Source organism: Mesorhizobium sp. Root552 (genome assembly GCF_001427285.1).
In the GTDB taxonomy this organism is placed as follows: domain Bacteria; phylum Pseudomonadota; class Alphaproteobacteria; order Rhizobiales; family Rhizobiaceae; genus Mesorhizobium.
On the sequence record NZ_LMFV01000063.1, the window covers coordinates 1 to 26,295 of the forward strand.

The 26,295-nt window shown below is 59.8% G+C and carries 28 protein-coding genes and 1 pseudogene; 22 read left to right on the forward strand and 7 right to left on the reverse strand.

Annotated elements, in window-relative coordinates; all coding sequences use genetic code 11:
- The first annotated feature begins 77 nt into the window (after positions 1 to 77).
- Positions 78 to 1,429 (forward strand): IS3 family transposase gene (locus ASD50_RS21730; RefSeq protein ID WP_139832122.1). Its coding sequence is split into 2 segments (ribosomal slippage): positions 78 to 414 and positions 414 to 1,429, totalling 1,353 coding nucleotides; the frame shifts between segments, so codons are not numbered across the junction.
- Positions 1,430 to 1,595: 166 nt separating this feature from the next.
- Here the strand turns inward: ASD50_RS21730 and ASD50_RS21735 are convergent.
- The 5 genes from ASD50_RS21735 to ASD50_RS21755 all read right to left on the reverse strand — a co-directional run bounded on the left by ASD50_RS21735 (position 1,596) and on the right by ASD50_RS21755 (position 6,967).
- Positions 1,596 to 1,823 (reverse strand): hypothetical protein, encoded by a 228-nt coding sequence (locus ASD50_RS21735; RefSeq protein WP_156465220.1) that lies wholly within the window; start codon positions 1,821 to 1,823, stop codon positions 1,596 to 1,598.
- 508 nt (positions 1,824 to 2,331) lie between these two features.
- A complete protein-coding gene (locus ASD50_RS21740; RefSeq protein ID WP_056246445.1) occupies positions 2,332 to 3,030 on the reverse strand; it encodes a hypothetical protein in 699 nt (232 codons plus the stop codon).
- Positions 3,011 to 4,414, reverse strand: coding sequence for a flagellar protein export ATPase FliI (gene fliI, locus ASD50_RS21745; RefSeq protein WP_056246449.1), 1,404 nt, complete (start codon positions 4,412 to 4,414; stop codon positions 3,011 to 3,013). The genes ASD50_RS21740 and fliI overlap by 20 nt, the downstream gene beginning before the upstream one ends.
- A 13-nt stretch (positions 4,415 to 4,427) precedes the next feature.
- Complete coding sequence (gene flgF / locus ASD50_RS21750) at positions 4,428 to 5,150, reverse strand: flagellar basal-body rod protein FlgF (RefSeq protein ID WP_056246453.1); 723 nt, start codon at positions 5,148 to 5,150, stop codon at positions 4,428 to 4,430.
- 5 nt (positions 5,151 to 5,155) lie between these two features.
- A complete protein-coding gene (locus ASD50_RS21755; protein WP_056246726.1) occupies positions 5,156 to 6,967 on the reverse strand; it encodes a DUF1217 domain-containing protein in 1,812 nt (603 codons plus the stop codon).
- A gap of 148 nt (positions 6,968 to 7,115) precedes the next feature.
- Here ASD50_RS21755 and motA point away from each other — a divergent pair, with 148 nt between their 5' ends.
- From motA to ASD50_RS21785, 6 genes are read left to right on the forward strand one after another with little or no spacing between them, the layout of a single operon-like run.
- Positions 7,116 to 7,991 carry a flagellar motor stator protein MotA gene (motA, locus tag ASD50_RS21760; RefSeq protein WP_056246459.1) on the forward strand — a complete coding sequence of 292 codons (876 nt, stop codon included), beginning with the start codon at positions 7,116 to 7,118 and terminating at the stop codon, positions 7,989 to 7,991.
- Positions 7,992 to 8,026: 35 nt separating this feature from the next.
- Positions 8,027 to 8,950 (forward strand): FliM/FliN family flagellar motor switch protein, encoded by a 924-nt coding sequence (locus ASD50_RS21765; RefSeq protein ID WP_056246462.1) that lies wholly within the window; start codon positions 8,027 to 8,029, stop codon positions 8,948 to 8,950.
- Between the two features lie 39 nt (positions 8,951 to 8,989).
- Positions 8,990 to 9,376 (forward strand): flagellar motor switch protein FliN, encoded by a 387-nt coding sequence (fliN, locus tag ASD50_RS21770; RefSeq protein ID WP_056246465.1) that lies wholly within the window; start codon positions 8,990 to 8,992, stop codon positions 9,374 to 9,376.
- A gap of 46 nt (positions 9,377 to 9,422) precedes the next feature.
- The gene (locus ASD50_RS21775; RefSeq protein WP_056246469.1) at positions 9,423 to 10,439 is read left to right on the forward strand and encodes a flagellar motor switch protein FliG; all 1,017 of its coding nucleotides are present in this window, start codon (positions 9,423 to 9,425) and stop codon (positions 10,437 to 10,439) included.
- 13 nt (positions 10,440 to 10,452) lie between these two features.
- Entirely contained in the window at positions 10,453 to 11,535 is a 1,083-nt protein-coding gene (gene flhB / locus ASD50_RS21780) for a flagellar biosynthesis protein FlhB (RefSeq protein WP_056246472.1), read from the forward strand.
- Positions 11,532 to 11,972, forward strand: a complete 441-nt coding sequence (locus tag ASD50_RS21785) for a hypothetical protein (protein ID WP_056246474.1) — start codon at positions 11,532 to 11,534, stop codon at positions 11,970 to 11,972. Before flhB ends, ASD50_RS21785 begins: the two co-directional genes overlap by 4 nt.
- Here ASD50_RS21785 and ASD50_RS21790 read toward each other — a convergent pair.
- Together ASD50_RS21790 and ASD50_RS21795 are read right to left on the reverse strand one after the other, a co-directional pair.
- Complete coding sequence (locus ASD50_RS21790) at positions 11,962 to 12,549, reverse strand: helix-turn-helix transcriptional regulator (protein WP_244484616.1); 588 nt, start codon at positions 12,547 to 12,549, stop codon at positions 11,962 to 11,964. The genes ASD50_RS21785 and ASD50_RS21790 overlap by 11 nt on opposite strands.
- A gap of 170 nt (positions 12,550 to 12,719) precedes the next feature.
- Positions 12,720 to 13,430 (reverse strand): helix-turn-helix transcriptional regulator, encoded by a 711-nt coding sequence (locus tag ASD50_RS21795; protein ID WP_056246731.1) that lies wholly within the window; start codon positions 13,428 to 13,430, stop codon positions 12,720 to 12,722.
- A gap of 450 nt (positions 13,431 to 13,880) precedes the next feature.
- On the opposite strand from ASD50_RS21795, the gene ASD50_RS21800 reads away from it, so the two are divergent.
- From ASD50_RS21800 to ASD50_RS21870, 15 genes and pseudogenes are all read left to right on the forward strand, one after another.
- A complete protein-coding gene (locus tag ASD50_RS21800; protein WP_056246481.1) occupies positions 13,881 to 14,255 on the forward strand; it encodes a YciI family protein in 375 nt (124 codons plus the stop codon).
- On the forward strand, positions 14,252 to 15,532 hold the full coding sequence (locus tag ASD50_RS21805; RefSeq protein ID WP_056246486.1) for an RNA polymerase sigma factor: 1,281 nt from the start codon (positions 14,252 to 14,254) through the stop codon (positions 15,530 to 15,532). Before ASD50_RS21800 ends, ASD50_RS21805 begins: the two co-directional genes overlap by 4 nt.
- A 168-nt stretch (positions 15,533 to 15,700) precedes the next feature.
- The gene (locus tag ASD50_RS21810) at positions 15,701 to 17,215 is read left to right on the forward strand and encodes an aldehyde dehydrogenase family protein (protein ID WP_056246490.1); all 1,515 of its coding nucleotides are present in this window, start codon (positions 15,701 to 15,703) and stop codon (positions 17,213 to 17,215) included.
- 134 nt (positions 17,216 to 17,349) lie between these two features.
- A complete protein-coding gene (flgB, locus tag ASD50_RS21815; protein ID WP_056246494.1) occupies positions 17,350 to 17,730 on the forward strand; it encodes a flagellar basal body rod protein FlgB in 381 nt (126 codons plus the stop codon).
- A 6-nt stretch (positions 17,731 to 17,736) separates the two neighbouring features.
- Positions 17,737 to 18,150: a flagellar basal body rod protein FlgC gene (gene flgC, locus ASD50_RS21820; protein ID WP_056246498.1), complete on the forward strand. Its 414-nt coding sequence runs from the start codon at positions 17,737 to 17,739 to the stop codon at positions 18,148 to 18,150.
- Positions 18,151 to 18,152: 2 nt separating this feature from the next.
- The gene (locus tag ASD50_RS21825) at positions 18,153 to 18,479 is read left to right on the forward strand and encodes a flagellar hook-basal body complex protein FliE (RefSeq protein ID WP_056246501.1); all 327 of its coding nucleotides are present in this window, start codon (positions 18,153 to 18,155) and stop codon (positions 18,477 to 18,479) included.
- Positions 18,480 to 18,490: 11 nt separating this feature from the next.
- Entirely contained in the window at positions 18,491 to 19,279 is a 789-nt protein-coding gene (gene flgG, locus ASD50_RS21830; protein ID WP_056246503.1) for a flagellar basal-body rod protein FlgG, read from the forward strand.
- 5 nt (positions 19,280 to 19,284) lie between these two features.
- Positions 19,285 to 19,755 carry a flagellar basal body P-ring formation chaperone FlgA gene (gene flgA / locus ASD50_RS21835; RefSeq protein ID WP_056246506.1) on the forward strand — a complete coding sequence of 157 codons (471 nt, stop codon included), beginning with the start codon at positions 19,285 to 19,287 and terminating at the stop codon, positions 19,753 to 19,755.
- The gene (locus ASD50_RS21840; RefSeq protein ID WP_056246509.1) at positions 19,752 to 20,993 is read left to right on the forward strand and encodes a flagellar basal body P-ring protein FlgI; all 1,242 of its coding nucleotides are present in this window, start codon (positions 19,752 to 19,754) and stop codon (positions 20,991 to 20,993) included. The genes flgA and ASD50_RS21840 overlap by 4 nt, the downstream gene beginning before the upstream one ends.
- Positions 20,994 to 20,996: 3 nt before the next feature.
- Entirely contained in the window at positions 20,997 to 21,584 is a 588-nt protein-coding gene (locus ASD50_RS21845) for a MotE family protein (RefSeq protein ID WP_056246512.1), read from the forward strand.
- The gene (flgH, locus tag ASD50_RS21850) at positions 21,581 to 22,285 is read left to right on the forward strand and encodes a flagellar basal body L-ring protein FlgH (RefSeq protein WP_056246515.1); all 705 of its coding nucleotides are present in this window, start codon (positions 21,581 to 21,583) and stop codon (positions 22,283 to 22,285) included. The genes ASD50_RS21845 and flgH overlap by 4 nt, the downstream gene beginning before the upstream one ends.
- Positions 22,286 to 22,577: 292 nt before the next feature.
- A complete protein-coding gene (locus ASD50_RS21855; protein ID WP_056246517.1) occupies positions 22,578 to 23,063 on the forward strand; it encodes a flagellar basal body-associated FliL family protein in 486 nt (161 codons plus the stop codon).
- A complete protein-coding gene (gene fliP, locus ASD50_RS21860; RefSeq protein WP_056246521.1) occupies positions 23,060 to 23,791 on the forward strand; it encodes a flagellar type III secretion system pore protein FliP in 732 nt (243 codons plus the stop codon). Before ASD50_RS21855 ends, fliP begins: the two co-directional genes overlap by 4 nt.
- A gap of 194 nt (positions 23,792 to 23,985) precedes the next feature.
- Positions 23,986 to 25,032, forward strand: coding sequence for a flagellin (locus ASD50_RS21865; protein ID WP_056246525.1), 1,047 nt, complete (start codon positions 23,986 to 23,988; stop codon positions 25,030 to 25,032).
- Between the two features lie 304 nt (positions 25,033 to 25,336).
- Positions 25,337 to 26,280 (forward strand): annotated as a pseudogene (locus tag ASD50_RS21870) (flagellin).
- Positions 26,281 to 26,295: the final 15 nt, after the last annotated feature.

Genomic DNA, 26,295 nt, shown 5'->3' on the forward strand with positions numbered 1-26,295 from the left:
TTGTAGCCTTTCAAAGGAGCGAAGATGAGACAGAGATCCGGGACAGGGAAAGCTTGTAGCCTTTCAAAGGAGCGAAGATGAGACAGAGATCCGGGACAGGGAAAGCGCCTGCGCAGCAGGTCATCAAGGACATCCGCCGAGCGACCCGCAAGCAGTATTCGGCCGAAGAGAAGATCCGCATCGTGCTGGAGGGACTGCGCGGCGAGGAGTCGATCGCGGCACTGTGCCGACGCGAGGGCATTGCCGAGAGCCTGTATTACAACTGGTCGAAGGAATTCCTTGAGGCGGGCAAGAAGCGGCTGGCCGGCGACACGGCGCGCGCCGCCACCAGCGACGAGGTGAAGGTGCTGCGCAAGGAGGCGCGCGATCTCAAGGAGGTCGTCGCCGAGCAGGCACTGGAACTTCGGATTCTTAAAAAAAGCATGATCGCGGATGGGGGAGACGACGAATGAGATATCCCGCATCCGAGAAGCTGGAGATCATCCAGATGGTCGAGAACTCGCACCTGTCGGCGCGGCGCACATTGCAGAAGCTCGGCATTCCGCGGTCGACCTTCAATCGCTGGTATGATCGTTTCCTGACTGGCGGCGTCGATGGGCTGGAGGATCGCAGGCCCCGGCCGAACCGGGTCTGGAACCGCATCCCCGAGGAAAGGCGCGACCAGATCGTCGAGCTGGCGCTGAACGAGCCGGAGCTGTCGCCCCGAGAATTGGCGGTTACCTTCACCGACACGAAGGGCTACTTCGTGTCGGAATCCTCGGTCTACCGCCTGCTTAAGGCCCATGACCTGATCACCAGCCCGGCCTTCATCGTCATCAAGGCCGCCGACGAGTTCCACGACAAGACGACGGCGCCCAACCAACTCTGGCAAACCGACTTCACCTATCTCAAGGTCATCGGCTGGGGATGGTTCTACCTGTCGACCGTGCTCGATGACTTCTCCCGCTACATCATCGCCTGGAAGCTGTGCACCACGATGAAGGCCGGGGACGTCACCGACACGCTGACCATGGCGCTGCAGGCTTCCGGCTGTGACAGCGCCAGGGTCATGCAGCGGCCGCGGCTGCTCTCCGACAACGGCCCGTCCTACGTCTCGTCCGACCTCGCCGCATGGCTATCCGGCAACGGTATGGAGCACACTCGCGGAGCGCCCTGTCATCCCCAGACCCAGGGCAAGATCGAACGATGGCACCAGACGCTCAAGAACCGCATCCTGCTCGAAAACTACTTCCTGCCGGGCGATCTCGAGCAGCAGGTCGCGGCGTTCGTCGATCACTACAACCACCGCCGCTACCATGAGAGCCTCGGCAATCTCACTCCCGCCGACGTCTACTTCGGGCGCGGCGAGATCATCACGCTGGAAAGGGAGAGGATCAAACGCGAAACCATCAAACAGCGCCGCTTGCTTCATCGAGATGCGGCAGCCTAATATGACAACCCTGATGGACCAGAGCCTCCGTTAGCTCACGATGCCAGTTGGTCCCAAAATCCCTGACTACGGACATCTTCATCGAGATGCGGCAGCCTAATATGACAACCCTGATGGACCAGAGCCTCCGTTAGCTCACGATGCCAGTTGGTCCCAAAATCCCTGACTACGGACAGTAGACCATATCAGTCTGCTTGGCGTTGTGCAGGTTGATTGCCTTGTCGACGTTGCCCAGGTACTCGCACACGAGGGTCACATGCAGCGCCTCGACCCGGTTCTTGGTGCTCTCGATCGGCAGCGTATAGAGCACGTCCTTGCGCAATTCCTGAGCCGAGGCTCCCCCGGCGAGAAGGGCTGCAGCGACTGCACCCGCAATGTACTTCAAGGCTCCCATGTCGCCTCTCCTATAGCAGGAGCTTAACGAGGGGCACATACGCGACGAAAGCTAAGTTATAGTAGCCGGACAAGAAAAAGGGGAGCCATCACGCCTCCCTTCTCCAGCGCAACTAATTGCACCTTCTGACTATCCCAGAAAGACGCGCGGAGCCCCAGGGAAATTAGGCCCGCTCCTCGGGGTCTGGCACGTCCATCATCGGCAAATCCAAAGTTGAAACCTCTGCTCAATTTGCAATTAATTGCTCATCCTACACGATGCAATTAATTGCAAAGCGATGGCACAATAATTGAAATTCCGCTTATTTATCAATCGGCTGCAACCAATGTGAATGGTATGATCATGTGTGTTGATCTTGACCACCACGGTCCTCCACCACCATCTTACAACAAGGCGATTTTTCAACGCCTCATCGTTCGGTTCGCGTGATCGAACGCACGATTGTCCCGAAATACCCCTCTACTTTACGTTGGCGCAGATCAGGTGGAAGCGGCTGGGACAGACCGCTTCAGTTGGAAATCTCGAATAGCTTATTGGTGCTGGTAACCAGCACCCACTTGTCGCCGCGCTGCTCGATCGAAGTAACCCGGCTTGAATCAGGTAGCTTGGACCCATTTTGAACGATCCAAAGGCCGGTGTTGTCCTCGATCATCGCTCTGCCATTGGCGATATGAACGAGCTTGAAAGCTATTGCGTCGCCGGGGAACGGCTGGGTACCCGGGGACTCCTTCTGCATGTCGTCGGGAACGTTGCCCGTTGTGAAAAGGTCCAGGTTCTTGGATATCTCCTGAATGCCAAGCGGGGTCAGGTCAGAACCGGAACGCGATTCCGTAACCAAGCGCCCGGCATTGTCTCCCTTGCCGCCAAATTTGATCGCTTGCACACCAAACTGTTCCTGGTTGAAAAAAATGTACCAGGGAAACAACGCACAGATGAGGCTGAGCGTAACGCCAAGTGCTGCAACGACAAAGTCGCTGCGCCGGTCTCCCTTTTCGATCCTGGGAAACGGTGCTTGCGGCGGCACAGGCCATTCGACGCCACCTGACGCGGAAAGCTTGCCGCTCGACGATTTCGCTTTCGGCCTGTTGAACAATCCCGCAAGCAGGGAATTACGGGCGGCTTCCGCCTCCCCCTCTGCCCGCGCCTTGGCCAGAAGGTCGTTCAGCAGAGTCTCGGTTCGCTGCCGCTCAGTTGGCGGGTTCGACATTCTGGCTCACCTTCAGGTGACGTGCGAGATCGGCGAAGGCATCGGCAGAGGCTCTGTCCGAGGGCGACTGCGTCAACGCTTGGTAGATGAGAGGCACTTGCCGCACAGCCATATCGAGCTCGGCATCCGCGCCGCCCTGGTAAGCGCCCAGCAAACGGATATCGCGCGTGTCTTCAAAGCGCGAAATCATCGCCTTCAACTGCGTCACCAGCGCGCGCTGTTCAGAACTCCACGCCTTGCTAGCCAGGCGCGAGATCGAGGCAAGCGGATTAACGGGCGGGTAACGCCCTTGCTCCGCTATGGTCCGATCGAGAACGACATGGCCATCAAGGATACCGCGGACCGAATCCGCAACAGGGTCGTTATGGTCGTCACCATCCACCAATACGGAAATCACGGCGGTGATCGATCCCGTACCCTCCAGTCCAGGCCCTGCGCGTTCGAGGAGTTTAGGTAAATCGGTAAACACCGACGCCGGGTATCCGCGCGCAACCGGCGGTTCGCCGGTTCCCGTCGCCACCTCGCGCAAGGCGTGGGCAAAACGGGTAATGGAATCGAGGATGAGCAGGACCCGGTCGCCCTGATCCCGGAAATGTTCGGCGACACGCATGGCAGTATCCGGCGCGCGACGGCGCATCATCGCGCTCTCGTCACTGGTCGCGACAACCGCAACCGTCTTGGCCATGCTCGCACCGATCGTGTCTTCGAGAAACTCGCGAACCTCGCGACCGCGCTCGCCGACAAGTGCAACCACAACCGTATCGAAAGCAGCCGCGCCAGCCAGCATGGCAAGCAGCGTCGACTTGCCAACGCCCGATCCGGCAAAGACGCCAAGACGTTGGCCAAAGCAGAGCGGCGTGAAGATATCGATCACCTTGACGCCGGTGGAGAAGCTGGTGCCGACACGCTGGCGGGCCATCGCACCCGGCGTCTTGTCTGTTCGCCCGACATCGCCGCCGCCACGAAGAAGGAACGGTCCGCCATCGATCGGTCGCGCCAAGGCATCGATTGCCCTGCCTCGCCAGGATGGATGCGGCACGACAGTCAAGGGACCGCGCCGGAAAACAGCATCTCCGATGCCGGCATCCGCGTTGCGGTCAAATGGGGCAACCACCACTTCCTCATGCGCAATGTGCACGATTTCGCCGCGGCTGTTGCCGGACCTGCCGCGATGCTCAACGAGGTCGCCCAATCTGGCGGTGCTCGAAAGCCCCCGCACCTTATAGTGAGTTGCGGAAACCTCGGCGATCCTGCCACCACGCTTGAGCATCGACTGCTCATCGCTGAAGCGTTGCCATATCCGTTCAAGCACGACCAGCGAGGTTTCGTGAGCCGGCCCCGGCACCTGTTCCGAAACCCTGATCATGTTTTGCTCATGCGGCATTCAGAGCGGCTCGCTATTTCGAACCAAGCGTCTTGATCGCTTCGTCCATCGACGAACTGTTCTGGCGCATCATCGCCGAAACATTCTCGAAGGCGCGCTGAACCTGGATCAGCCGGGTCATTTCCAGCACCGGATTGACGTTTGACTGCTCTACGTAACCTTGCGCGACGCCGACATCGCGGCGATCGGTCACCGGCTGCGGCGGCACTGGCGGCACCACTCCAGAATTACCGTAGCGAACGAAATTCGGGCCGGGGTCGAAACTGAACAGCCCAATGGCGCCGGCAAGCTGCTCGCCCTGCCGCAACGAACCATCGGCGCCTGCCTTGGGCGGCCCACCGCGGGGATCGAGCTGGATAGGCGCGCCACCGGCGTCAAGAACCGGGTAACCTTCAACGGAAACCAGCTCGCCAAGGTCGTTCATCGAAAAGCGGCCGTCGCGTGTCATCACCGTTCCGGCAGGTGTTTCGATGCCAAACCAGGCATCGCCCTGAATGGCGAAGTCGAACGGATTGCCGGTCTGCTGCACCCCGCCATGAGCGCCCGACAGAAACGTATCGCCAGGCGAGGTGAACGAGACGGATTTTGCCCCGGCTCCCGAAACCACATCCTCGAACTTCACGCCCGTGGCCCGGAATCCCATTGTGGAGGCATTGGCAACATTGTCGGCAATGGTATTCAAGCGCCGTTCGAGCGCAATCTGTGACGAAAGGGCGACGTAGAGGCTATCCTGCACGGCCTTTAGTACCTCAGCTTTTGCATGGCCATCAGCAGATCGGTAGAGACGCCGATGGTCGTTGGTTGAGCAAAGAGCACGCCGACGGAACTCTGCGCACTCGATGTCGGATGGGAGATTTCGTAGAGGCTGGTGAAGCGGGTGATGAACTTGCTCAGTTTGGCCGGGTCGGCAAAGTCCGCGATATCGAACTTCGATTCAAACAGCTTCACCTGCTTGTCGATATCCGCAGACGCAAACGAATCCGGGAGAGAAAAGGCGGTGCGAACCACACTGGCTAGGGCCTTGTCGGCAAGCACCTCATACCAGTTGGTCAATGTCGGCGCTTTGCGCTGGAAGTAAAGCGCCAGCCGCACGCCTTCGTTGTTTTGGCCTGCGTCTTCCTCCAACGTCTGCCGCATGTATTTGTCGACGACAGGCTGCTGGGAGGAATTGTAGGTCGTCGCATTCTCGCCATAGGCTGCAAATTCGAAGGCAGTCGCAAAGGCTGCGTAGCGCTTGTCTTCCATGGTATTGGCAAGGCTTTGCGGATCGCTGACGCCGCCCTCCAGAACCTTGTGAATCACGTCCTTGTCCTGGGTCGAAGGATCGAGCCCATAGGAAGCCAGCGCATAGTTGTAGAGCCGGGAATTCGCCATCAGGTCATCGATGGAGCGCACAGACCCGATATTGGCGAGATAGTAGGCGGTTTCGTTCTTCACATATTCGACGGTAGGCGGAATGAGGCCCAATCCCGATTTGATGGAATAGAAGTTCGGCGTTTGCTGCTTCACTTCCACCCGGGACGTGGTCGAGGTCCCATATTCGGCAAAATTGAAAGCCGACACGAAGGCGGCATAGCTCTTGTCGGTCAATTTGTTCGCGGGGCTGTTCGGGTCGCTAACTCCGCCTTGCAGCATTTCCTTGATACGGGCAGGCGTTTCGCTGGCGGCATCGAGGCCATATGCGGCGAGCGCGACAGTCAAAAGCCGCTTGTTGGCCAAAAGGTCATCGATCGACTTAACCTGTGAAATGTTGTCGTTGTAGTATTTGACCTCCGCGTCGATGTAGTCGGAGTTCGGCTTTATCAGTGCCAGGCCCGTACCTGCCATGTATTGGCCGGGAACAATTTTGTGGACCGGGTCGCGCGAGGTTGCCTGGTCTCCATATTTCACGAAGTCGAACGCCGCCACGAAGTCCGCATATTTCTTGTTCGGAAATGTGTTGGCGGGGCTGTTGGGATCGGTAACCCCACCCTCCAGCATCTGGCGAATGCGCTCCGGTGGTTCAGTTGCTGCATCCAGCCCGAAAGCTGCCATCGCATAGGTCAGCATCCGGTCATCCCCCATCAGATCATCGACCGATTTCACGTTCGAGATATTGGACAGGTAATAGGACGTTTCGGACTTGTAGTAGCTGAGGCCATCCTGCGAAGGACCAATCTGGACCTGAAGTATGTAATTGCCGGTGGTCGCCTGCTGCGCCTTGTTGTAGATCGTGGCGGTATCGCCAAACTTGGCGAAGTTGAAGGCACTGACAAAATCAGCGTAGCGTTTGTCTGTCAGCTTGTTGGCGAAGCTGTCAGGGTCGATGACACCTTCCTTCAAAGCCTTGACCATGAAGGCCTTGGCGTAGTCCATATCCTTCAGGCCAAAGGCCTTCATGGCGTATTTGAACAGACGATCGTTCTTGACGAACTCGTCGATCGATTTCACCTTGGTGATGTTGTCGAGATAGTACTTGGTCTCGCGATCCACCACGGGCTGGCGCTCGATCTGGTCGATCGCCTTGGGAATATCTCGCGCGATCAGCTGGTAGCTGACAAAAGTGCTTAACACGACAGGCCTCCAGCCGAAGCTATCACCCAAGATAGCGTTGTTTCCTTGCGCGAAACTGAATCACCTCCCCAACGCCAAAAGCTTCAAGCCTCACACAAGCCACGCGCGCTATCTGGTGTGTCTGATGTGATGTGCGGAAGGACTGACCGTGGGAATTCTGATCGGATTGGTGGTCACGCTGGGCTGCGTTCTCGGCGGCTTCATGGCCATGGGCGGTCACCTGCATGTCCTCATGCAACCGTGGGAACTGGTCATCATAGGCGGCGCAGCGCTTGGCACCTTTCTCGTCGCCAATCCGATGAAAACCGTCAAGGACACCGGCAAGGGCATCGTCGAAGCTTTCAAGCAGGCGGTACCGAAGGAACGCGATTACCTCGAGACGCTGGGCGTGCTGCACAGCCTGATGCGTGAACTGCGCTCGAAGTCGCGCAGCGAAGTCGAGGCCCATATCGACAATCCGAGCGAGTCGGCCATCTTCCAAGCATTTCCCACGGTGCTGAAGAACAAGGACCTCACCAACTTCATCTGCGACTACTGCCGTATCATCATCATCGGCAATGCCCGCTCGCACGAGATCGAGGCATTGATGGATGAGGAAATCCACACCATTCGCGCCGACAAGCTCAAGGCCTACCATGCCATGGTGGCGGTGGGTGATGGCCTGCCTGCGCTGGGCATCGTCGCGGCCGTGCTGGGCGTCGTCAAAGCCATGGGTGCTCTTGATCAGTCGCCGGAAATTCTCGGCGGGCTGATCGGCGCAGCGCTGGTCGGAACCTTCCTCGGCATCTTCCTTTCCTACGCCGTAGTCGGACCGATCGCGACCAAGATCAAGACGGTGCGCGAAAAGAAGAACCGCCTTTACGTCATCGTCAAGCAGACCCTTTTGGCCTACATGAACGGATCGTTGCCACAGGTAGCCATCGAGTTCGGCCGCAAGACCATTTCGTCGCATGATCGGCCTTCCATCGATGCGGTCGAGCAGAGCACGATGAACGCCGGCGCGGCAGACAAGAAGGCTGCCTGAGCGATGCGGTCCATGGCGGTGAGCGAGGTAACGGCATGACCAGCCCGGGCAGCCCAGAGGAAGCCCGCTCCCTGATCATTGAACGTCTTGTCGGCGACAGCGGCGACAACTCGCAGGTCATCGGCGCCGGCCGCTCGATGGCGGAACGCGCCTTGCCGCTGATCAACAAGCGCCTTGCAGGCGAGATCGGCGCTCCCGTTACCGCAGACCTTCAGGCTGTCGAGGTTGCCCGCGTCGCCGACGCGCGCTCGAGCGTTGGCGAGACCTTCGCGATGACGGTGGTCGCCTCATCCATCTCGTCCGATGCGATGACCATGGTCATGGACGGCTCGGCCGTTACCGTAATGGTCTGCTCCCTCTTCGGAGGGGATCCCGACGAGTCGGTATCGCCCATCGAACGTGACTTGTCCGAGATCGAGATCGAGGTTGCGACGCTGGTGTTCCAGGAAATCGCCCAGATCCTCAACGGCACAGGCAGGCGCTCGCTCGATTTGCGACTCCCCGTGCCTCGGGCGATAGCAGGCTTGGAGGCTAGGCGGCGGGTGCTACGCGACGGCCCGGCTGTAAGGATCATATTTGGCCTTTCGACCCCGACCGATACTGGTGCGGTTACCGTCATCATCCCGCAGCGCGTGCTTCTGGCGCGCAGCAGCGCGGATATCGAAGCTGGCGACGTATCGGAGTGGCATGCCCATTTCTCTGACGAGGTGATGCGCTCGACGATCTCGCTCGAGGCGACGATGCCATTGGCCCGACTGACCCTCGGCCAACTCGCGGGCCTGCGCACAGGCGACGTGCTGGAGATCGAGGAAACCGCGCAGACGCATGCGAAGCTGTTGGCACGCGACAAGACACTGTTTGTCTGCGAATTCGGCAAGCTGGGAAACAACTACACGGTCCGCGTCAAACACACCTACGACGCCGGCCAGGATTTCATCGACGGACTTATGCCGGGCTGACCGCCGCTGGCATTCGCAGAACTTTAGGGAGACGAGGCAATGAGCCAGGCAAGCGCAGAAGTTCAGGTGGATCAGCCAGACGAGGAACTCGACCGTGCCATCGAGGAATTGCGCGGCGTTCTCCAGCAGGAAGAGAAGCGGCCGAACGGTGCGGCACAGCACGCGGGCGGTGCCAATACGAACATCATAATGGACATTCCGGTCGATGTTCAGATCGTCCTGGGAACGACGGAAATGCCCGTATCCGAACTCATGGCTTTGCAGAAGGGCTCAACCGTGGCGCTGGATCGGCGCATAGGCGAACCGGTCGACGTCGTAGTCAACGGCCGCAAGATCGCACGCGGAGAAATCACTGTTCTGGAAAGCGATTCCTCACGCTTCGGCATTCGCCTGACCGAAATCATCGCAACCACCAAGAGCGCATAATGGCCATAGTCGTCGCCGGCACTGTTCGCTGCAAGGGAGATCGGCCATGACGACGGCAATGACGCTGACGCGCCCGCAAAAGGCTGCCGCGATACTTGTCGCCATGGGCAAGCCTTCGGCCAGCCGGCTGCTCAAATTCTTCAAGCAGGAAGAACTCAAGGCATTGATCGAGGCGGCCCGCCTGCTGCGCACCATCCCGCAAGCAGATCTTGAGCGCATTGTCGCCGAATTCGAGGCCGAGTTCACAGAAGGCGCCGGCCTTCTCGACTCCGCCGACAAGATGGACACCATCTTGAGCGAATCCCTATCGCCGGAAGAAGTGAACGCCATTATGAATGGCAGGCAGGAGGAAGTCGCCAATGACGCTCCGCTTCCGATCTGGCCAGAAGTCGAGAAACTGGAGCCCCCGCGGCTGGGCACCTTCCTTTCGGGCGAACACCCGCAGACATCTGCAATGGTGTTGGCGAAACTGTCGCCGCAGACGGCAGCCAATGTGCTTCTGACCTTGGAAAAGCCCCTGCGCAGCGAAATCATGAAGCGCATGGTCACCATGTCGAGCGCTCCGCCAACGGCGACAAGGATCATCGAAAACCAGCTTCGCAACCGCTTGCTGGACAGTTCCGCGACAAAGGACACATCGGCAGGGCAGGCTCGCGTCGCAAGTGTCCTCAACGAGATGGACAAGTCTCAACTCGATGAAATCATGCAGGATCTCGAAGCTGCCGGCACACCTGATCTCGCTGGCGTCAAGGCGCGCGTCTTCTCGTTCGACGACATCCCGCTCCTGACGCAAAAAGCACGCGTTCTCATATTCGACGGCCTGTCGACCGAACTGATAACCATGGCGCTGCGCGGAGCCCCCGCGGACCTCACGGAATCGGTGCTTTCCTCGATTGGCGCACGCGCACGGCGCATGATCGAGTCGGAACTCGCGCAAGGTTCGGAAGGCATCGCGCTGGCCGATATCCTCGACGCGCGCAAATCGATTTCGTCGTCGACCGTGCGGTTGTCGCGCGAAGGCGCTTTCGACCTTCCCGGGGCGCAAACGGCCGAAGCCGCCTGACGGTTGAGCCGCCATGGCTGACGCTCCCGACAAAGAGTCCAAAACAGAGGAAGCGACCGAGAAGAAGATCCGCGACACCGTCGAAAAGGGCAAGCTGCCCCACTCGAGGGAAACCGCGATCTTCACCTCCTTCGTCGCCATCCTTGCCTACGTCGTTTTCTATGCGAAAGACGCGGCAGTCGATCTCGGCGTATTCCTGTCGATGTTCCTGGAAAAGCCCGAAGCATGGCCGATGAACACCGAAGCCGACGTCATCGCGCTCTACAAGGACGTGATGGTGGAGATCGGTCGGGCTGTCGTCAGCCTCCTGGTGCTCCTCGTTGTCGCTGGCGTGGGTGCATCCGTTTTCCAGAACATGCCCCAGTTCGTCGGTGAGCGGATCACGCCGCAATTGTCGCGCATTTCGATCACCCAAGGCTGGAAGCGGCTGTTTGGCGTGCAGGGTTTCGTGGAGTTCCTGAAATCGCTGGCCAAGGTAGGCGTCGCCATCCTGGTGCTCGTGCTTGCCCTGTCCGATGACGCGCGAAGACTACTCGAGGGCATGTTCACCAACCCTGTGCAGTTCGGACTAGTTATTCGCGGCTTCACGATCGATATTCTGGTGGCCATCGTCTTCGTCATGGGTGCCATCGCCGCAGCGGACATCATCTGGTCCCGTTTCCATTGGAAGCAGGACTTGAGGATGAGCAAGCAGGAAGTGAAGGACGAGATGAAGCAGTCGGAAGGCGATCCGATTGTCAAATCCCGTATCCGGTCGGTGGCGCGCGACAGGGCGCGGCGGCGCATGATGGCAGCGGTTCCGCAGGCAACCTTGATCATCGCCAACCCGACCCACTTTTCCATCGCGCTTAAATATGTGCGCGAGGAGGATTCCGCGCCGGTCGTGCTGGCCAAGGGACAAGATCTGGTTGCGCTCAGGATTCGCGAGATTGCGCGTGAGCACAACATCCCGGTTTTTGAGGACGTCGCGCTTGCCCGCTCCATGTACAAGCAAGTTTCAGTCGATAGCGTGATCCCGTCGCAATTCTATCAAGCCGTCGCCGAGTTGGTGCGGATCGTATACTCCAACAAGGCCCCGCGCCGGCAGGTGTCATGAACAGGCAACCGCATGCAGATACCCGCGAAAGCATCGTCGCCAACGCCCTCGGCGAGGTGGTCGGCGAGCTGAGGCTTGTCGACGTTGCGGATTACATTGCCTTCATCAGGCTCGAGCACTTTGCGTGCCTGTCCGATCTGGTGGATTCTGCGGCCGAACTCTATTTCATGCCTGGAACGCTGAGACTCGGCCACGGCGGGGAAGCACATGTCGATTGGGGCGGCAGCCCTCGCATCGTGCTCGATCTCGAGCTTCGACCGCGCGGGGCAACGATATATTTCCAACTCACGCTGACGGAAGACGAAGCTTCGGTGGTCGTGAACTACGTGTCGTTTGAAAAGCCGTACGAAGACCCGCAGCGGAACACGGACTCACTGCAAGTGGCGATCGAGCGGGCGAGAATCCGGCGAACCGTGGCAGTCGCCGTCACTCGATAAGCCCCAACCTCAGAGCCTTGGCAACCGCTTGCATACGGCTGACGGCATTCAGCTTTTGCGCCGACTGCGTGAGATACTGGTTAGCGGTATGCACGGAAAGCTTCAGCAACCGGGCGATCTCTTCGCTGGTGTAGCCGTTCGCAGTCAGCTTCAGGCACTCCAGCTCACGCCTCGAAATCGCGCGTGTCAGACCGACATCTCCGGGACGAATGCGCGAAACGGAAGAAAACAGCGAGAAGCAGCGGGCGTGGATATCGTAGAGCATGTCCTGCTCAACGCTCATTTCACCACCTGCAAATACAACCAGCCCACACCGTCCGCGTTCGGCATGGACCGGGAACGCGAGGCCTGCACTGCCGTCAATGAGCGGCTGCATGGAAGCTGCCCAGGAAAGCGATCCAAACTTCTCCAGCATGGCCGCATTGCTATCGTCCAGCCACCAGCGAGGTTGGGTCGACAGACGAACATGGCGAATGATCTCTTCGCTGTCGCGCGCCGATATGGATTTGGTGAGGCTGAAATCGGGATAGGCGGAATCGAAGCACGGAACGAGACGATCCGGAGAAGGTCCGACCATGAAAAGCCCGAACGACGTTGCATTGAGATCTATTGCGATCCAGCGGCAACGTCGAACGGCATCTGCGATGGAAACCGCCTGTCGCGCCTCCGTCCCAGCAGTTGACGATCCGAACGGGTTCCGCTGGTCATTGACGGAAACTTCGGCGTTTTGTCTGGCGGCTGGACTTATCAAATGATGCCACTCCTGATCGCTGTCGCGATCGCCATGGCCCTGTTGCTGGCCGAGAATTTCTGGATGGCGTGGGTGATATAGCTGTTCACCGTATTGGACGACACGCCGAGGATGACGGCGACTTCATCGGTCGTCTTTCCCTCGGAAACCCAAAACAGACATTCCCGCTCCCTGTCGGACAACGGGTCCTGTGTTGTGGTGTCGGCCAGGAGTTGTGGAACCTGACAAAGGGCATAGCAGCATTTCAGCTGCGCTTTCATCAGCATCGATTGGTCGATTTGGCCAGCCTGGCTTGCCGACATCAATATGAAAAAGCACTGCCGCCCGACATTGAGGGCAAGTGAGTAGATCTCGGCGTGGCCAAGCACGTCCAGCAAGGCCGCTTCCTCACCGCTCGGGAACTCGCGCGCACAAGGCGCTTCGCCCGTAACCAAGGCCGACGGGCGACTACCGGGTACGGTGGTCAGCGGACCTTGAGCCAACGAGGCGATCAGTCGCCTGCCCACCAGCTCGATAGCATCGAATATCCAGTTCGAGGCAACGATGCGCGCATCGTTCTTCACTTCACCATGCCCGATCGCGACAAGCATGTAGCTATCGGCACCGATCTCGGCCGTAAGCTCCATCAGAAAGCTGGTAAGATCGCCTCGCGACGCAAGCCGGGTGCTTACCGTATCTGTCCTGAAAAGCGCTGCGGAAGCGGTCATCGTGTTCTTTTTGGTCAGAATCGATCCACGTACCATCGCCGGCTCGGCCAGCGGCTGGTTCGATACGCATCACTTTCACGTTGGAACTCACTCGGCGCAGACAAGCGCCGGATCGGACGACCCGTTGGGGAACGTCAAAGCCATCCTGTCATGCGCCGGCCAAAACCGGAGCGTCTGACTTGAGAATGCCCGCCTCGCCCCCCAAGGGATCAGCTGATTCGGGTTCAATTTAACCGCTGTCGAATCCGACATCAAACGCGAATTGACAAAATCTGAGTTTGGAGTCCGTCTCGCGACTCGCACGAGACCTTCTTGCGATTGTCAAAACCTCGCGAAGTTGGCCTAACGGCGGCAGGTCTCTTTTCGGCTTGGGGTTGAAATAATTTTGTCGACGCGATGTCGGCGCCACCCTACCTTTTCCGTCCTTGGAAGTGACAAGAAAGGGTACTCATGCTCTACGCCATCCTATGCTACGCCTCGGAAGACGTCGTCTCGTCCTGGACCAAGGAACAGGACGATGCCGTGATGGGCAAGCTCGCCGCCGTGCAGGAAAAATACGCCAAGGCAGGCAAGCTCGGCCCCGTAGCACGGCTGTTGCCGACAACGGCTGCAACAACCTTGCGCAGGGTCAAGGGCGAGTCGCTCGTCATTGACGGCCCATTTGCCGAGACGAAGGAGCAGTTCCTCGGCTTCTACACGGTGGATTGCGCCGATCTGGAGGAAGCCGTCCAGTTCGCGCGCGAGCTCTCCGATGTGAACCCGAGCGGCGGTTCTTATGAAATCCGCCCTGTCGGCGTCCTCAACCCGGTGAAGGCAACCATATGACCGATCCCGCCTGGATCAGTTCTGCATTGAATGCCGCGCGCCCGCAGGCAATGGGCGCGCTGCTGCGTTACTTTCGCGACCTCGACACCGCAGAAGAAGCGTTTCAGGATGCATGCCTGCGGGCCTTGAAAAACTGGCCCCAGAACGGCCCGCCGCGAGATCCGGCGGCGTGGCTGATCTTCGTCGGGCGCAACAGCGGCATCGATGCCGTGCGCAAGCGCAGCCGGCAGACAGCAATGCCGGACGAAGACCAGATTTCCGATCTCGAAGATGTCGAGGGCGACATCGCCGACAGGCTTGATGGTGCCCACTACCGCGACGACATCCTGCGGCTACTGTTCGTATGTTGCCATCCCGATCTACCCGCAACGCAGCAGATTGCACTCGCCCTGCGCATCGTGTCGGGTCTCAGCGTCAAGCAGATCGCACGTGCCTTTCTGGTCGGCGAAAGCGCCATGGAACAGCGCATCACCCGCGCCAAGGCACGCATTGCCAATGCCGGCGTGCCATTCGAAACACCGGGGCCGGTTGAACGGTCGGAACGGCTGGCGGCGGTTGCCGCCATGCTCTACCTCGTCTTCAACGAAGGCTATTCGACCACGACCGGCGAAGCTGCAGCACGAGCCCCTCTCTGCGACGAGGCGATACGGTTGGCGCGATTGCTGCTGCGGCTGTTTCAGACCGAGCCGGAGATTATGGGCCTGACCGCCCTGATGCTGCTGCAACATGCCCGTGTTCCGGCTCGCTTCGACGCCGATGGCGAGATCGTGTTGTTGGAAGATCAGGATCGACGCCTGTGGAGCCGCAAGATGATCGACGAGGGGCTGGCGCTGGTTGACAAGGCGCTAAGGCATCGCAAGCCGGGTCCCTACCAGGTGCAGGCCGCGATCGCCGCCTTACACGCCCGCGCAGCACGAGCGGAAGACACTGACGGGCAGGAAATCGAACTTCTCTACGGCATGCTCGAACGGATGCAGCCTTCACCTGTAGTAACGCTGAACAGGGCCGTTGCCGTCGCCAAAGTACGCGGGCCGGAGGCGGCCCTTGTCTTGATCGAACCGCTGGAAGACCGCCTGTCCGGATACTTCCATTTCTTCGGTCTCAAGGGCGGCCTGTTGATGCAGCTTGGCCGTAGCCAAGAGGCACGCACCGCATTTGATCAGGCGATTGCGCTTGCCAATACCACCGCCGAGGCAGCGCACATTCGTCAGCATATCGACAGATTGACGAAGGAAGCGGACGCTCATCGCGTTCGGCATTCCGCCGTTCCACACTGATCCTCGCAGCAAAACGCATACATCTGGTTCAATCGACTCGGGTTCACTGGGGTCATGCCGGGGTGGCGGTCGCCCGCCGAAAAGGGTAAGGCATCGGCAAACCTCGCACATGACAACATGGCGCGGCCCAGTGCTGCTGCCGGGACTCGATTCCGAAAGGGAAAACAGATGTCGATATCGAACGAGACCGCCGAACTTCTATCGAAACTGGGCGTTGCCAAGGGTGCGCTGTCAGGTGGCGATCTGATTGTTCGCAGCCCCGTGACCGGCGAGCAGATCGCCGCGCTGAAGCAGATTTCGCCGGCCGATGCCGGTAAGGCGATCGAGGCCGCACACACCGCGTTCCAGGCATGGCGTCTGGTGCCCGGTCCGCGCCGCGGCGAACTGGTCCGGTTGCTCGGCGAGGAACTGCGCGCCCACAAGACAGAGCTTGGCCGGCTGGTGTCGATCGAGGTCGGCAAGATCCCCTCCGAGGGGCTCGGCGAAGTGCAGGAAATGATCGACATTTGCGACTTCGCAGTGGGTCTCTCCCGGCAGCTCTATGGCTTGACCATCGCCACTGAGCGCCCCGGCCATCGCATGATGGAGACATGGCATCCGCTAGGCGTCGTCGGTGTCATTTCGGCTTTCAATTTCCCTGTCGCGGTCTGGTCGTGGAATTCAGCGCTGGCGCTGGTTTGCGGTGATTCCGTCGTTTGGAAACCGTCGGAAAAGACCCCGCTCACCGCCTTGGCCTGCCAGGCCATCTTCGCCCGTGCCATGAAGCGCTTCGGCCCCGATGCGCCGCAGGGCCTGCTTCAGGTCCTGATCGGCGACCGCGCCGTTGGCGAGGTTCTTGTCGACCACCCGAAGGTGGCGCTGGTATCGGCCACCGGTTCCACCCGCATGGGCCGTGAAGTCGGACCGCGCCTTGCCAAGCGCTTCGCGCGCGCCGTGCTGGAACTCGGCGGCAACAATGCCGGCATCGTCTGCCCATCAGCCGACCTCGACATGGCGCTTCGTGCTATCGCCTTTGGGGCCATGGGCACTGCTGGCCAGCGCTGCACGACCTTGCGCCGCCTGTTCGTCCATGAAAGCGTCTACGACCAGATTGTGCCGCGCCTCAAGAAGGCATACGAAAGCGTGTCTGTCGGCAATCCCCTGGAAGGCAAGGCGCTCGTCGGGCCGCTGATCGATAAGGCTGCCTTCGACCATATGCAGAAGGCGCTCAAGGAAGCGGCCAGCCACGGCGGCAAGACCACGGGTGGCAAGCGGGTCGAGAACGGCCATCCCGACGCCTACTACGTGCATCCGGCACTGGTCGAAATGCCCGAACAGGCTGGACCGGTGACGGAAGAAACCTTCGCACCGATCCTCTACGTGATGAAGTACACCGACTTCGATACCGCACTTGAACTGCACAATGCAGTTGGCGCTGGCCTATCCTCATCGATCTTCACGCGCGACCTGCAGGAATCGGAACGCTTCCTCGGCGCCGATGGCTCCGACTGCGGCATCGCCAACGTCAATATCGGGACCTCAGGCGCTGAGATCGGCGGAGCCTTCGGCGGTGAGAAGGAAACCGGCGGCGGTCGTGAATCCGGCTCTGACGCGTGGAAGGCCTATATGCGCCGCGCCACCAACACCGTGAACTACTCCAAAGCCCTGCCGCTGGCCCAGGGCGTCAGCTTCGATATCGACTAACAATTTGAGGGCGCGCTGGAGACAGTAACCCGCGCGCCCTGCCCAACTTTTCAGCCAAATAAAGCTCCCCGTCTCGCGCAAGGCCCGCGCAAGACTCGACGCCTATTCTCTGGAAACCTGCCCGGAGAAGTCTCATGGAGCCCGTCAATCTTTTCGATCTCGCGACGCGACAGTCACAATGGCTGGCCGTGCGCCAGACGGCCGTTGCCGGCAACATCGCCAACGTCAACACGCCCGGCTACACGGCCAACGACGTCGAGCCGTTCGACAAGGTTCTTGATCGCACTTCCGTTTCGTTGAGCGCCACGCAGGAAGGCCATCTCGGCTTCGGTGCCGCCAATGCAGGTCTCACCACCAAGCCGCAGGAATTCGATGGCGTGCTCATGCCATCGAAGAACACAGTGGTGATGGAAAACGAGTTGATGAAGGCCGGTGAAGTCAGGCGTTCGTTCGAACTCAACACCGCCATCGTCAAGGCATTCCACTCGATGCTGATGACAGTGACGAAGGCCTGACGCGCTATGGATGCCCTTACAGCCGCCCTCAAGGTCGCAGCCTCCGGTCTCGGCGCTCAGTCGGAGCGCCTGCGCGTCGTCTCGGAAAACCTCGCCAACGCCCAGTCCACCGGCAACACGGCGGGCGCCGATCCGTATCAGCGCAAGACCATAAGCTTCGCCTCCGAACTCGACCGTACCTCCGGCGTCAGCCTCGTCGAGGTAAGCTCCATTGACCGTGACCCTTCCGCGTTTCCGATGGAATTCCAGCCGGGCAACGTCGCAGCCGATGAAAACGGCTACGTCAAGACGCCCAACGTCAACGTATTGATCGAGATGGCTGACATGTCCGAGGCCAACCGTTCCTACGAGGCCAATTTGCAGGTCATCAAGCAGGCCCGGGACCTCATCTCGATGACCATCGACCTGATGAGGAGCTAGCGATGATCGGCGGCATCGGTTCAATCCATTTCAAGCCCTCGGTCGGCGCCATCGAACAGGGCGCAGAATTATTTCAAGGCGGCACAACGTCTGGAACCAAGGACGTAGGCGCAACCTCGTTTTCCGAAGCGCTGTCCCAAGCCGCGACGAAGACCGTCAACAATCTGGAGAATGCGGAAAAGCTGTCGATCGAAGCACTCAAGGGCAATGCCGATACGCGTCAGGTCGTGGATGCAGTGATGAGCGCCCAACAAACCCTCCAGGCCGCCGTCGCCATCCGCGACAAGATCGTAAGCGCCTATCTCGAAGTCAGTCGTATGAGTATCTGAGGAGCCGCACCATGAGAGCACTCGCCATAGCCGCCACCGGCATGAATGCCCAGCAAACCAACTTGGAAGTCATTGCCAACAACATCGCCAACATCAACACCACAGGCTACAAGCGCGCCCGCGCCGAGTTCTCCGATCTGCTCTATCAGGTCGACCGCGCTCAAGGCGTCCCCAACCGGTCCAATTCCTCCATCGTTCCCGAAGGCATTTCGGTCGGTCTTGGCGTGAAGACGACAGCGGTGCGCAACGTCCACACGCAGGGCTCGCTCACCAACACAGGCAACAGCTTCGACCTCGCGCTGACCGGCAAGGGCTGGTTCCAGATCGAAAGCGCCGATGGCGGCACCCTCTACAGCCGCGCCGGCGCCTTCAACACCAACGCAACCGGCCAGCTCGTCACAGTGGATGGCGCCAATGTCATTCCGGCAATCACGGTACCGCCTGATGCAGTGGAAGTGATCGTCAACAAGACCGGACAGGTCTTTGCCCGCATTGACGGCCAGGTCGACTTGCAGGACCTTGGTCAACTGACACTGGCCAATTTTGCCAATGAAGCGGGCCTTGCCCCCTTGGGCGATAACCTTTTCCAGGAAACGGCAGCGTCGGGTCCTGCGACTGTCGGCGTTCCCGGCGATCCGGGCTTCGCGACCGTCGAACAGGGCTATCTCGAAAGCTCCAACGTCGACCCCGTGAAGGAAATCACCGAGCTGATCTCGGCCCAGCGTGCCTACGAGATGAATTCCAAGGTGATCCAGGCGGCAGACGAGATGGCCGCGGTCGTCTCGAAGAACATCAGGTAGCACGGATGATCGCATCGACTTCCCGCATCGGCTGGCGCGGCGCAATTCTTGCGCTGGCGCTGCTTGCAGGCAGCGCACCAGCGCTCGCCCAGGAGGTCGTGCTTATTCCCAACCGGGTCATCTACCCTGGCGAGACCATCGTCCCGGAAGCGCTTCGACAAGTAACGCTCGTCCCCGGCAAGCAAATACCGGATGCCGCGGCAACCAAACTTGACGAACTTGACGGCAAGGTGGCCAAGCGCACGCTCCTGCCCGGGCGCTACATTACCATAAATTCAATCAGGGATGCGTGGCTGGTCGAACAGGGCGCGGCCGTACAGGTCTATTTCGCGGCCGGCGGACTCACCATCTCGGCGACTGCCGTTACGCTACAGTCCGGTTCGGCTGGCGATCTGGTCAAGGTCCGCAACATCGACAGCGGCAAGGTTTTCTCCGGCACGGTCATGGCTGACGGCACCATCAGGGTCGGCGCATGAGGCGGCTGTTGCTTCTGTTGCTGACGACAACGGCGGTAGCGTTGCAGCCGGCCCTCGCCGACGGCTTGTCGGCCAAGGCGAAGCGCGACCTTGCCGCCAAGAACGGCGGCATCGCTGATACAGACTACACCCCGGCTGCCACCGAGCGCATGTTCGAAGTGGCTTCCGCGCCAAGTTCGCTGCCACCCGGCCAGGTCGCTTCCCGTATCAAAGATGTGGCGCAGTTGCAGAGCGCCCGCGACAACCAGCTTGTCGGTTACGGTCTCGTCATCGGATTGGCCGGTTCCGGCGACAGCCTGCGCAATTCTCCGTTCACCGAACAGTCTATCCGCGCAATGCTGGAGAACCTCGGCATCGCCACGGAGGGCGGAAGCGCCCGCGCCAAGAACGTGGCAGCCGTCATCGTTACCGCCAACATGCCGCCGTTTGTCCAGTCGGGCGCTCGGATCGACATCACGGTATCTTCGATGGGCGACGCGACATCGCTAGCCGGCGGTACGCTCATCATGACGCCGCTGAAAGCCGCGAACGGTGAAATCTACGCGGTGGGCCAAGGTCCGGTCATCGTGTCCGGGTTCAATGCCCAGGGACAAGCCGAGCAGGTGACCCAGGGCGTGCCGACATCCGGTCGCGTTCCAAACGGCGCCATCGTCGAACGCGCGGTCGAAGCCGAGTTCGGGGACCAGTCGATCCTGACCCTGCAATTGCGAAATCCCGACTTCTCCACCGCCGTGCGCATAGCCGATGCCATCAATGACTACACCCGCCAGCGCTTCGGCGTCCGGGTTGCAGCAGAGCGCGACGCCCGCACCGTTTCGATCAAGAAGCCGAAAAACATTTCTGCCGCCCGCTTCTATGCCGAAATCGAAAATCTCGTCATCCAGTCGGACACGCCGGCAAAGGTCGTGATCGACGAGCGGACCGGAACCATCGTCATCGGCAATCAGGTGAAGATTTCGCGGGTCGCCATCAGTCACGGCACTTTGACGGTGCGCATCACAGAAGCCCCGCGCGTGGTCCAGCCCGAACCGTTCTCGAAGGGCGTAACCGCTGTCGAACCCAACACCGCCATCGACGTGAGCCAGCCTGACGCCCGCGTTGCGGTACTGGATGGACCAGATCTTGAAACACTGGTCGCCGGCCTCAACCGGCTTGGCGTCAAGCCGGATGGGATCATCGCCATTCTTCAAGGCATCAAATCGGCCGGAGCCCTCCAGGCCGATCTGGTTCTGCAATAGGTCATGCCGATGTTGAAGCGCCCGCAAATCGCTGTTCTCGCTGCAACCGCCATTATTTCGTGCGGGGCAATTGGCGGCATCGCAGTCCCGTCCTCAGCCCACGCCGAAACGGTCAGGCAGGTGCTGCCGGGCGCACCTGCGGCAGCCGAGCCGCAGAAATTGACACGCGAGGCAGCACCGGCGGTTTCGGGCAACCAAAGCGAGGTCGAGCGCTTTTGCTCAAACATCGCCGACGCCGCCCGCGACCGGCGCTACGCCCTGCAGGCAGCCGAATTGAAGCAGCTGCAGACCGAGGTCGACAACCGGATCAAGGCTCTGGAAGAAAAGCGCACCGAGTATGAAACCTGGCTGAAGCGCCGGGAAGTCTTCCTCGCCCGCGCCGAAGAAGGTGTCGTAAACATCTATGCCGGCATGAAACCGGATGCCGCCGCCGAGCGGCTGGCCATCGTCGATGTCAATCTGGCTGCCGCAATCCTGATGAAGCTGGAATCCCGCAAGGCAGGCGTCATCTTGAACGAGATGGACCAGAAGGCCGCCGCCAAACTGACCGGCATCATGGCGAGCGCAGCCCGCAGAACGGACCCGTCATGATCCGCAAGCTTACCACCATTCTCGCCTTTACCCTCCTCGCCGGCTGTGCCAGCGACTTGCGGGAAGTCGGCAAGGAGCCGGCTCTTTCACCTGTGGGCTCGGGCATCGCAGGTGGCAGCGCCTCCGTCTACCAATACCCGGAAACGCCAGCCAAGCCGGTCAAGCAGTTCTCGCTTTGGGACGACCGCCAGAGCCGACTGTTCACGGATCCGCGCGCACTGCGCGCCGGGGACATCCTGACTGTCAACATCAAGATCAACGACAAGGCTCGCTTCAAGAACCAGAACGATCGAAGCCGTACGGCAAGCAGGTCGCTGGGCTTCGATGCCGACATCGGTTGGGATGGAGCCTCCACGGGCGGCTCCGGCGAGGGCAGCCTTAATTCGAAGACCGAAACCAATGCGGATGGTGCAACCGAACGTTCGGAAACCATCGCGCTCAATGTCGCAGCCGTTGTCACAGAGGTGTTGCCCAACGGAAACCTGATGATCAAGGGCTCGCAGGAGGTTCGCGTCAACGCCGAACTGCGCGTGCTGAACATCGCCGGGATGGTACGTCCATCCGATATCGGCGCTGAAAACACCATTTCTTACGAGCGCATAGCCGAAGCCCGCATCTCATATGGCGGACGCGGCCGCATCTCGGAAATCCAGCAGCCGGCCTATGGCCAACAGGTGCTTGATCAGGTCTTGCCTTTCTAGGCGATTGCAAAAGAGGAAAGGCCTAGGGTCAGGTCCTACTAATATGACTGAAATGGCGCTCGAAATGGCGAGAAATGCAAGGAAAAGTCCGCGGAACGGGGTCGTCCCCCCGATCGAGGACTTTGACGCAGCAGTTCGACGCCAGTTCGAGCGTCCTTCGGATCGGGCGGATTTGCACGGGCTACAGTGTCGCAAAGCCTTGAAAGGCTTCAGCCTTCCGGCGGCTTCGCTCCTCGTATCCGCACAAATCCGCTCCGACCATTTCAGCCAGATTAATAGGACCTGACCCTACATGGCGAACGCCGAGCAGACCCCAGTCGCCAAGGGACCATCCTTGATCATCCAGGCTGCGATGCTGCTTGGGATGACTGTGGCCGCTCTCGGGATCGGCTGGGCCTCGGGCTCCTACTTGAAAAGCTCTGAAGTGCCCGCAAAAGCTCCTGCTGCAGAAGGCGGCGAGCACGCAGCGGCGCAACCGTCAGATACAGAAGCCGCGCTGATCGTGACGGAACTTCCCTCGATAACGACCAATCTGGCCGCACCGGTGGAAACATGGGTGCGCATGGATGTTTCGCTTTTGCAGGATGCGCCTCTGCCGGCGGAAACGACGGAGGCGATCCACCAGGATCTGCTGACCTTCATGCGCACGGTGAAGATGCATCAGGTTGAAGGCGCCAGCGGCTTCCTTCATCTCAAGGCCGATCTGCAGGAACGCGCTGCAATGCGCGGCGACGGCCACGTCAAGGACGTTCTGATCAGGACGCTGCTGTACGAATGAGAGCGGTCCTCGTTTCACTCGCCATTGTCGTAGCAACAGCCACCGCCGCATCTGCACAGCAGATCGATCTGGGCGGCATCGGCCAGATGAACAATACGACCGTGGGCTATATCATCCAGATGTTCGGCCTGCTCACCGTCCTGTCGGTGGCGCCGGGCCTGCTTATCATGGTGACGAGTTTCACCCGCTTCATAATTGCCTTCTCGATCCTACGTGCGGGCATCGGCTTGCAATCAACGCCGGCGAACCTGATCCTGATCTCGCTATCGCTGTTCATGACGTTCTACGTCATGGCTCCGACCTTCGATCAGGCATGGAATAGCGGTGTAAGGCCGCTGATGGACAATCAGATCAACCAGACCGAGGCGATGGAAAAGATCGCCGACCCGTTCCGAACCTTCATGCTGCGCAACGTCCGCGACAAGGATTTCGACTTGTTCGCCGACCTTGCTCGCGAACGCGGGCAGACTGTCTCGCGCGAAACGGTGGACCTACGCATCCTCGTCCCGGCCTTCATGATTTCGGAAATCAGGCGCGGTTTCGAGATCGGCTTCCTGATTGTGCTGCCGTTTCTGGTCATCGACTTGATCGTCGCCACCATCACCATGGCAATGGGCATGATGATGCTGCCGCCGACGGTTGTTTCGTTGCCGTTCAAGATCATGTTCTTCGTCCTGATAGACGGCTGGAACCTGCTTGTCGGCAGCCTCGTGCGGTCGTTTACCTGACAAAAATCCGCTAGTCGGCACAGATTTAGATTTCGCTAACCATACCGATTATCCATTTTGCAGGGACTGCCTGTCATGGTTGCGGTGATGGCGGGTGATTGAGCTTCAACGATCATTGGCATGATGCCGTACCGTCATACCGGGCAATCCGGTATGTCACAGTAATGCGTGTAAACGTGTAAAGGTACGAGTACATGGCCAGTATCATGACCAACGCTTCGGCGTTGACGGCTCTGCAGAGCCTGAATGCAACCAACAAAAACCTCGAAGTCACCCAGTCGCGCATTTCGACCGGCTACCGCGTCAACGATGCCAGCGACAACGCCGCCTATTGGTCGATCGCCACCACGATGCGCTCCGACAACCAGGCGATGACGACGGTGCAGGATGCACTCGGTCTCGGCGCTTCGAAGGTCGACACCGCCTACACCGGAATTAACAAAGCCATCGACACCGTCAACCAGATCAAGGTCAAGCTGGTCGCGGCCTATGGTGCGACCGATGCCGACAAGGCCAAGATCCAGACCGAAATCGCTTCGCTTCAGGCACAGATGAAGTCTTATGCCGAAGCCGCAACCTTCTCCGGCACCAACATGCTCTCGGTGACGTCGACCAAGGATGCCGCCGGTGCGGCCGCGGCCGCCGATACGGGCGTCCAGCAGGACGTCAAGGTCGTATCGGCCTTCAATCGCAATTCTGCCGGCGCTGCGTCGATCTCCACCATCGACATCAAGGTCGAAGGCACCAAGCTGTTTGATTCCGGCACGGCGGCCAACCTCAAGAACGCCGGCCTTCTGGATCGGGCGACGGCCATCTACAGCACGGCGAAAGCCCAGGACGCTTTCGAAGCGACCTTCGCAACGCAGATCGCGGGCGGTGCAACGGACACTGCAGCCAAGACGGCTGCGGCGACGGCCGCCACGGCAGCGGATGGTACCGCAACGGTCATCGCGACGAAATCCGTTTTCAATCTCGACATCACGGCCGCTGCCGATGGCACGATCGGTGCGATGCTCAGCAAGGTCGACTCGGTGCTCAAGCAGATGACGACGGCAGCGACCAACCTCGGCGCCGCCAAGAGCCGCATCGACCTGCAGAAGACCTTCACGCAGAGCCTGATGGACTCCATCGATCGCGGTGTCGGCCAGCTCGTCGATGCCGACATGAACAAGGAATCGACCCGCCTCCAGCTGTCGATCGCCAACAGCGGTTCGCAGTCGATCCTGTCGCTGTTCCGCTAAACCAAACCGAACTTCGCCAATTGGGCCGCGCCAAAAGCGCGGCCCTTTTCTTTTTAAAATCAAAATCTTGACCAGTTTATCGGAATCAAGAAATCAACGCCTTGATTCAGATTTTCAACCGCACAATGTTACGTAAAACACACTGTTAACCACGGCGCTTATCGGTTTCCTAGGAAGTCTCTGACACATTGCGGGGAATGGCGGGTGATTGGTTTTGAGCGATCATTGGCATGATGCCGTACCGTCATACCGGACAACCCGGTATGTCACAGCAATACGTGTAAACGTGTAAAGGTACGAGTACATGGCCAGTATCATGACCAACGCTTCGGCGTTGACGGCTCTGCAGAGCCTGAATGCAACCAACAAGAATCTCGAATCGACCCAGTCGCGCATTTCGACCGGCTACCGCGTCAACGATGCCAGCGACAACGCCGCCTACTGGTCGATCGCCACCACGATGCGCTCCGACAACCAGGCGATGACGACGGTGCAGGATGCACTCGGCCTCGGCGCTTCGAAGGTCGACACCGCCTACACCGGCATGAACAAAGCCATCGACACCGTCAACCAGATCAAGGTCAAGCTGGTCGCGGCCTATGGTGCGACCGATGCCGACAAGGAAAAGATCCAGACCGAAATTGCTTCGCTTCAGGCGCAGATGAAGTCTTATGCCGACGCCGCTACCTTCTCAGGCACCAACATGTTGTCGGTGTCGAACGCCACCGGCGCTTCGGCTGACGTCAAGGTCGTATCGGCCTTCAATCGCAGTTCCGCAGGCGCTGCGTCGATCTCCACCATCGACATCAAGGTAGACGACATCAAGCTTTACGACGCTGGCGCGGCACCGACCAAGAAGGGCATCCTCGACGCCGCCCGTCTTGGCACGACTGGCGCGATCACAGGTACGGCACAGGTCCCGACGGCAGGCGCCGCACCGGCGGCTGGCGACACCTACTCGCTGTCATCGCTCACCGTGAAAGGCCATAGCGATGCCCAGATCGCGCAGCAGATGAATGTTGTCGACGCTGCACTCAAGGATATGACGACGGCAGCCACCAATCTGGGCGCATCGAAGAGCCGCATCGATCTGCAGAAGACCTTCACGCAGAGCCTGATGGACTCCATCGATCGCGGTGTCGGCCAGCTCGTCGATGCCGACATGAACAAGGAATCGACCCGCCTCCAATCCAGGCGCTGTCGATCGCCAACAGCGGTTCGCAGTCGATCCTGTCGCTGTTCCGCTAAACCAAACCGAACTTC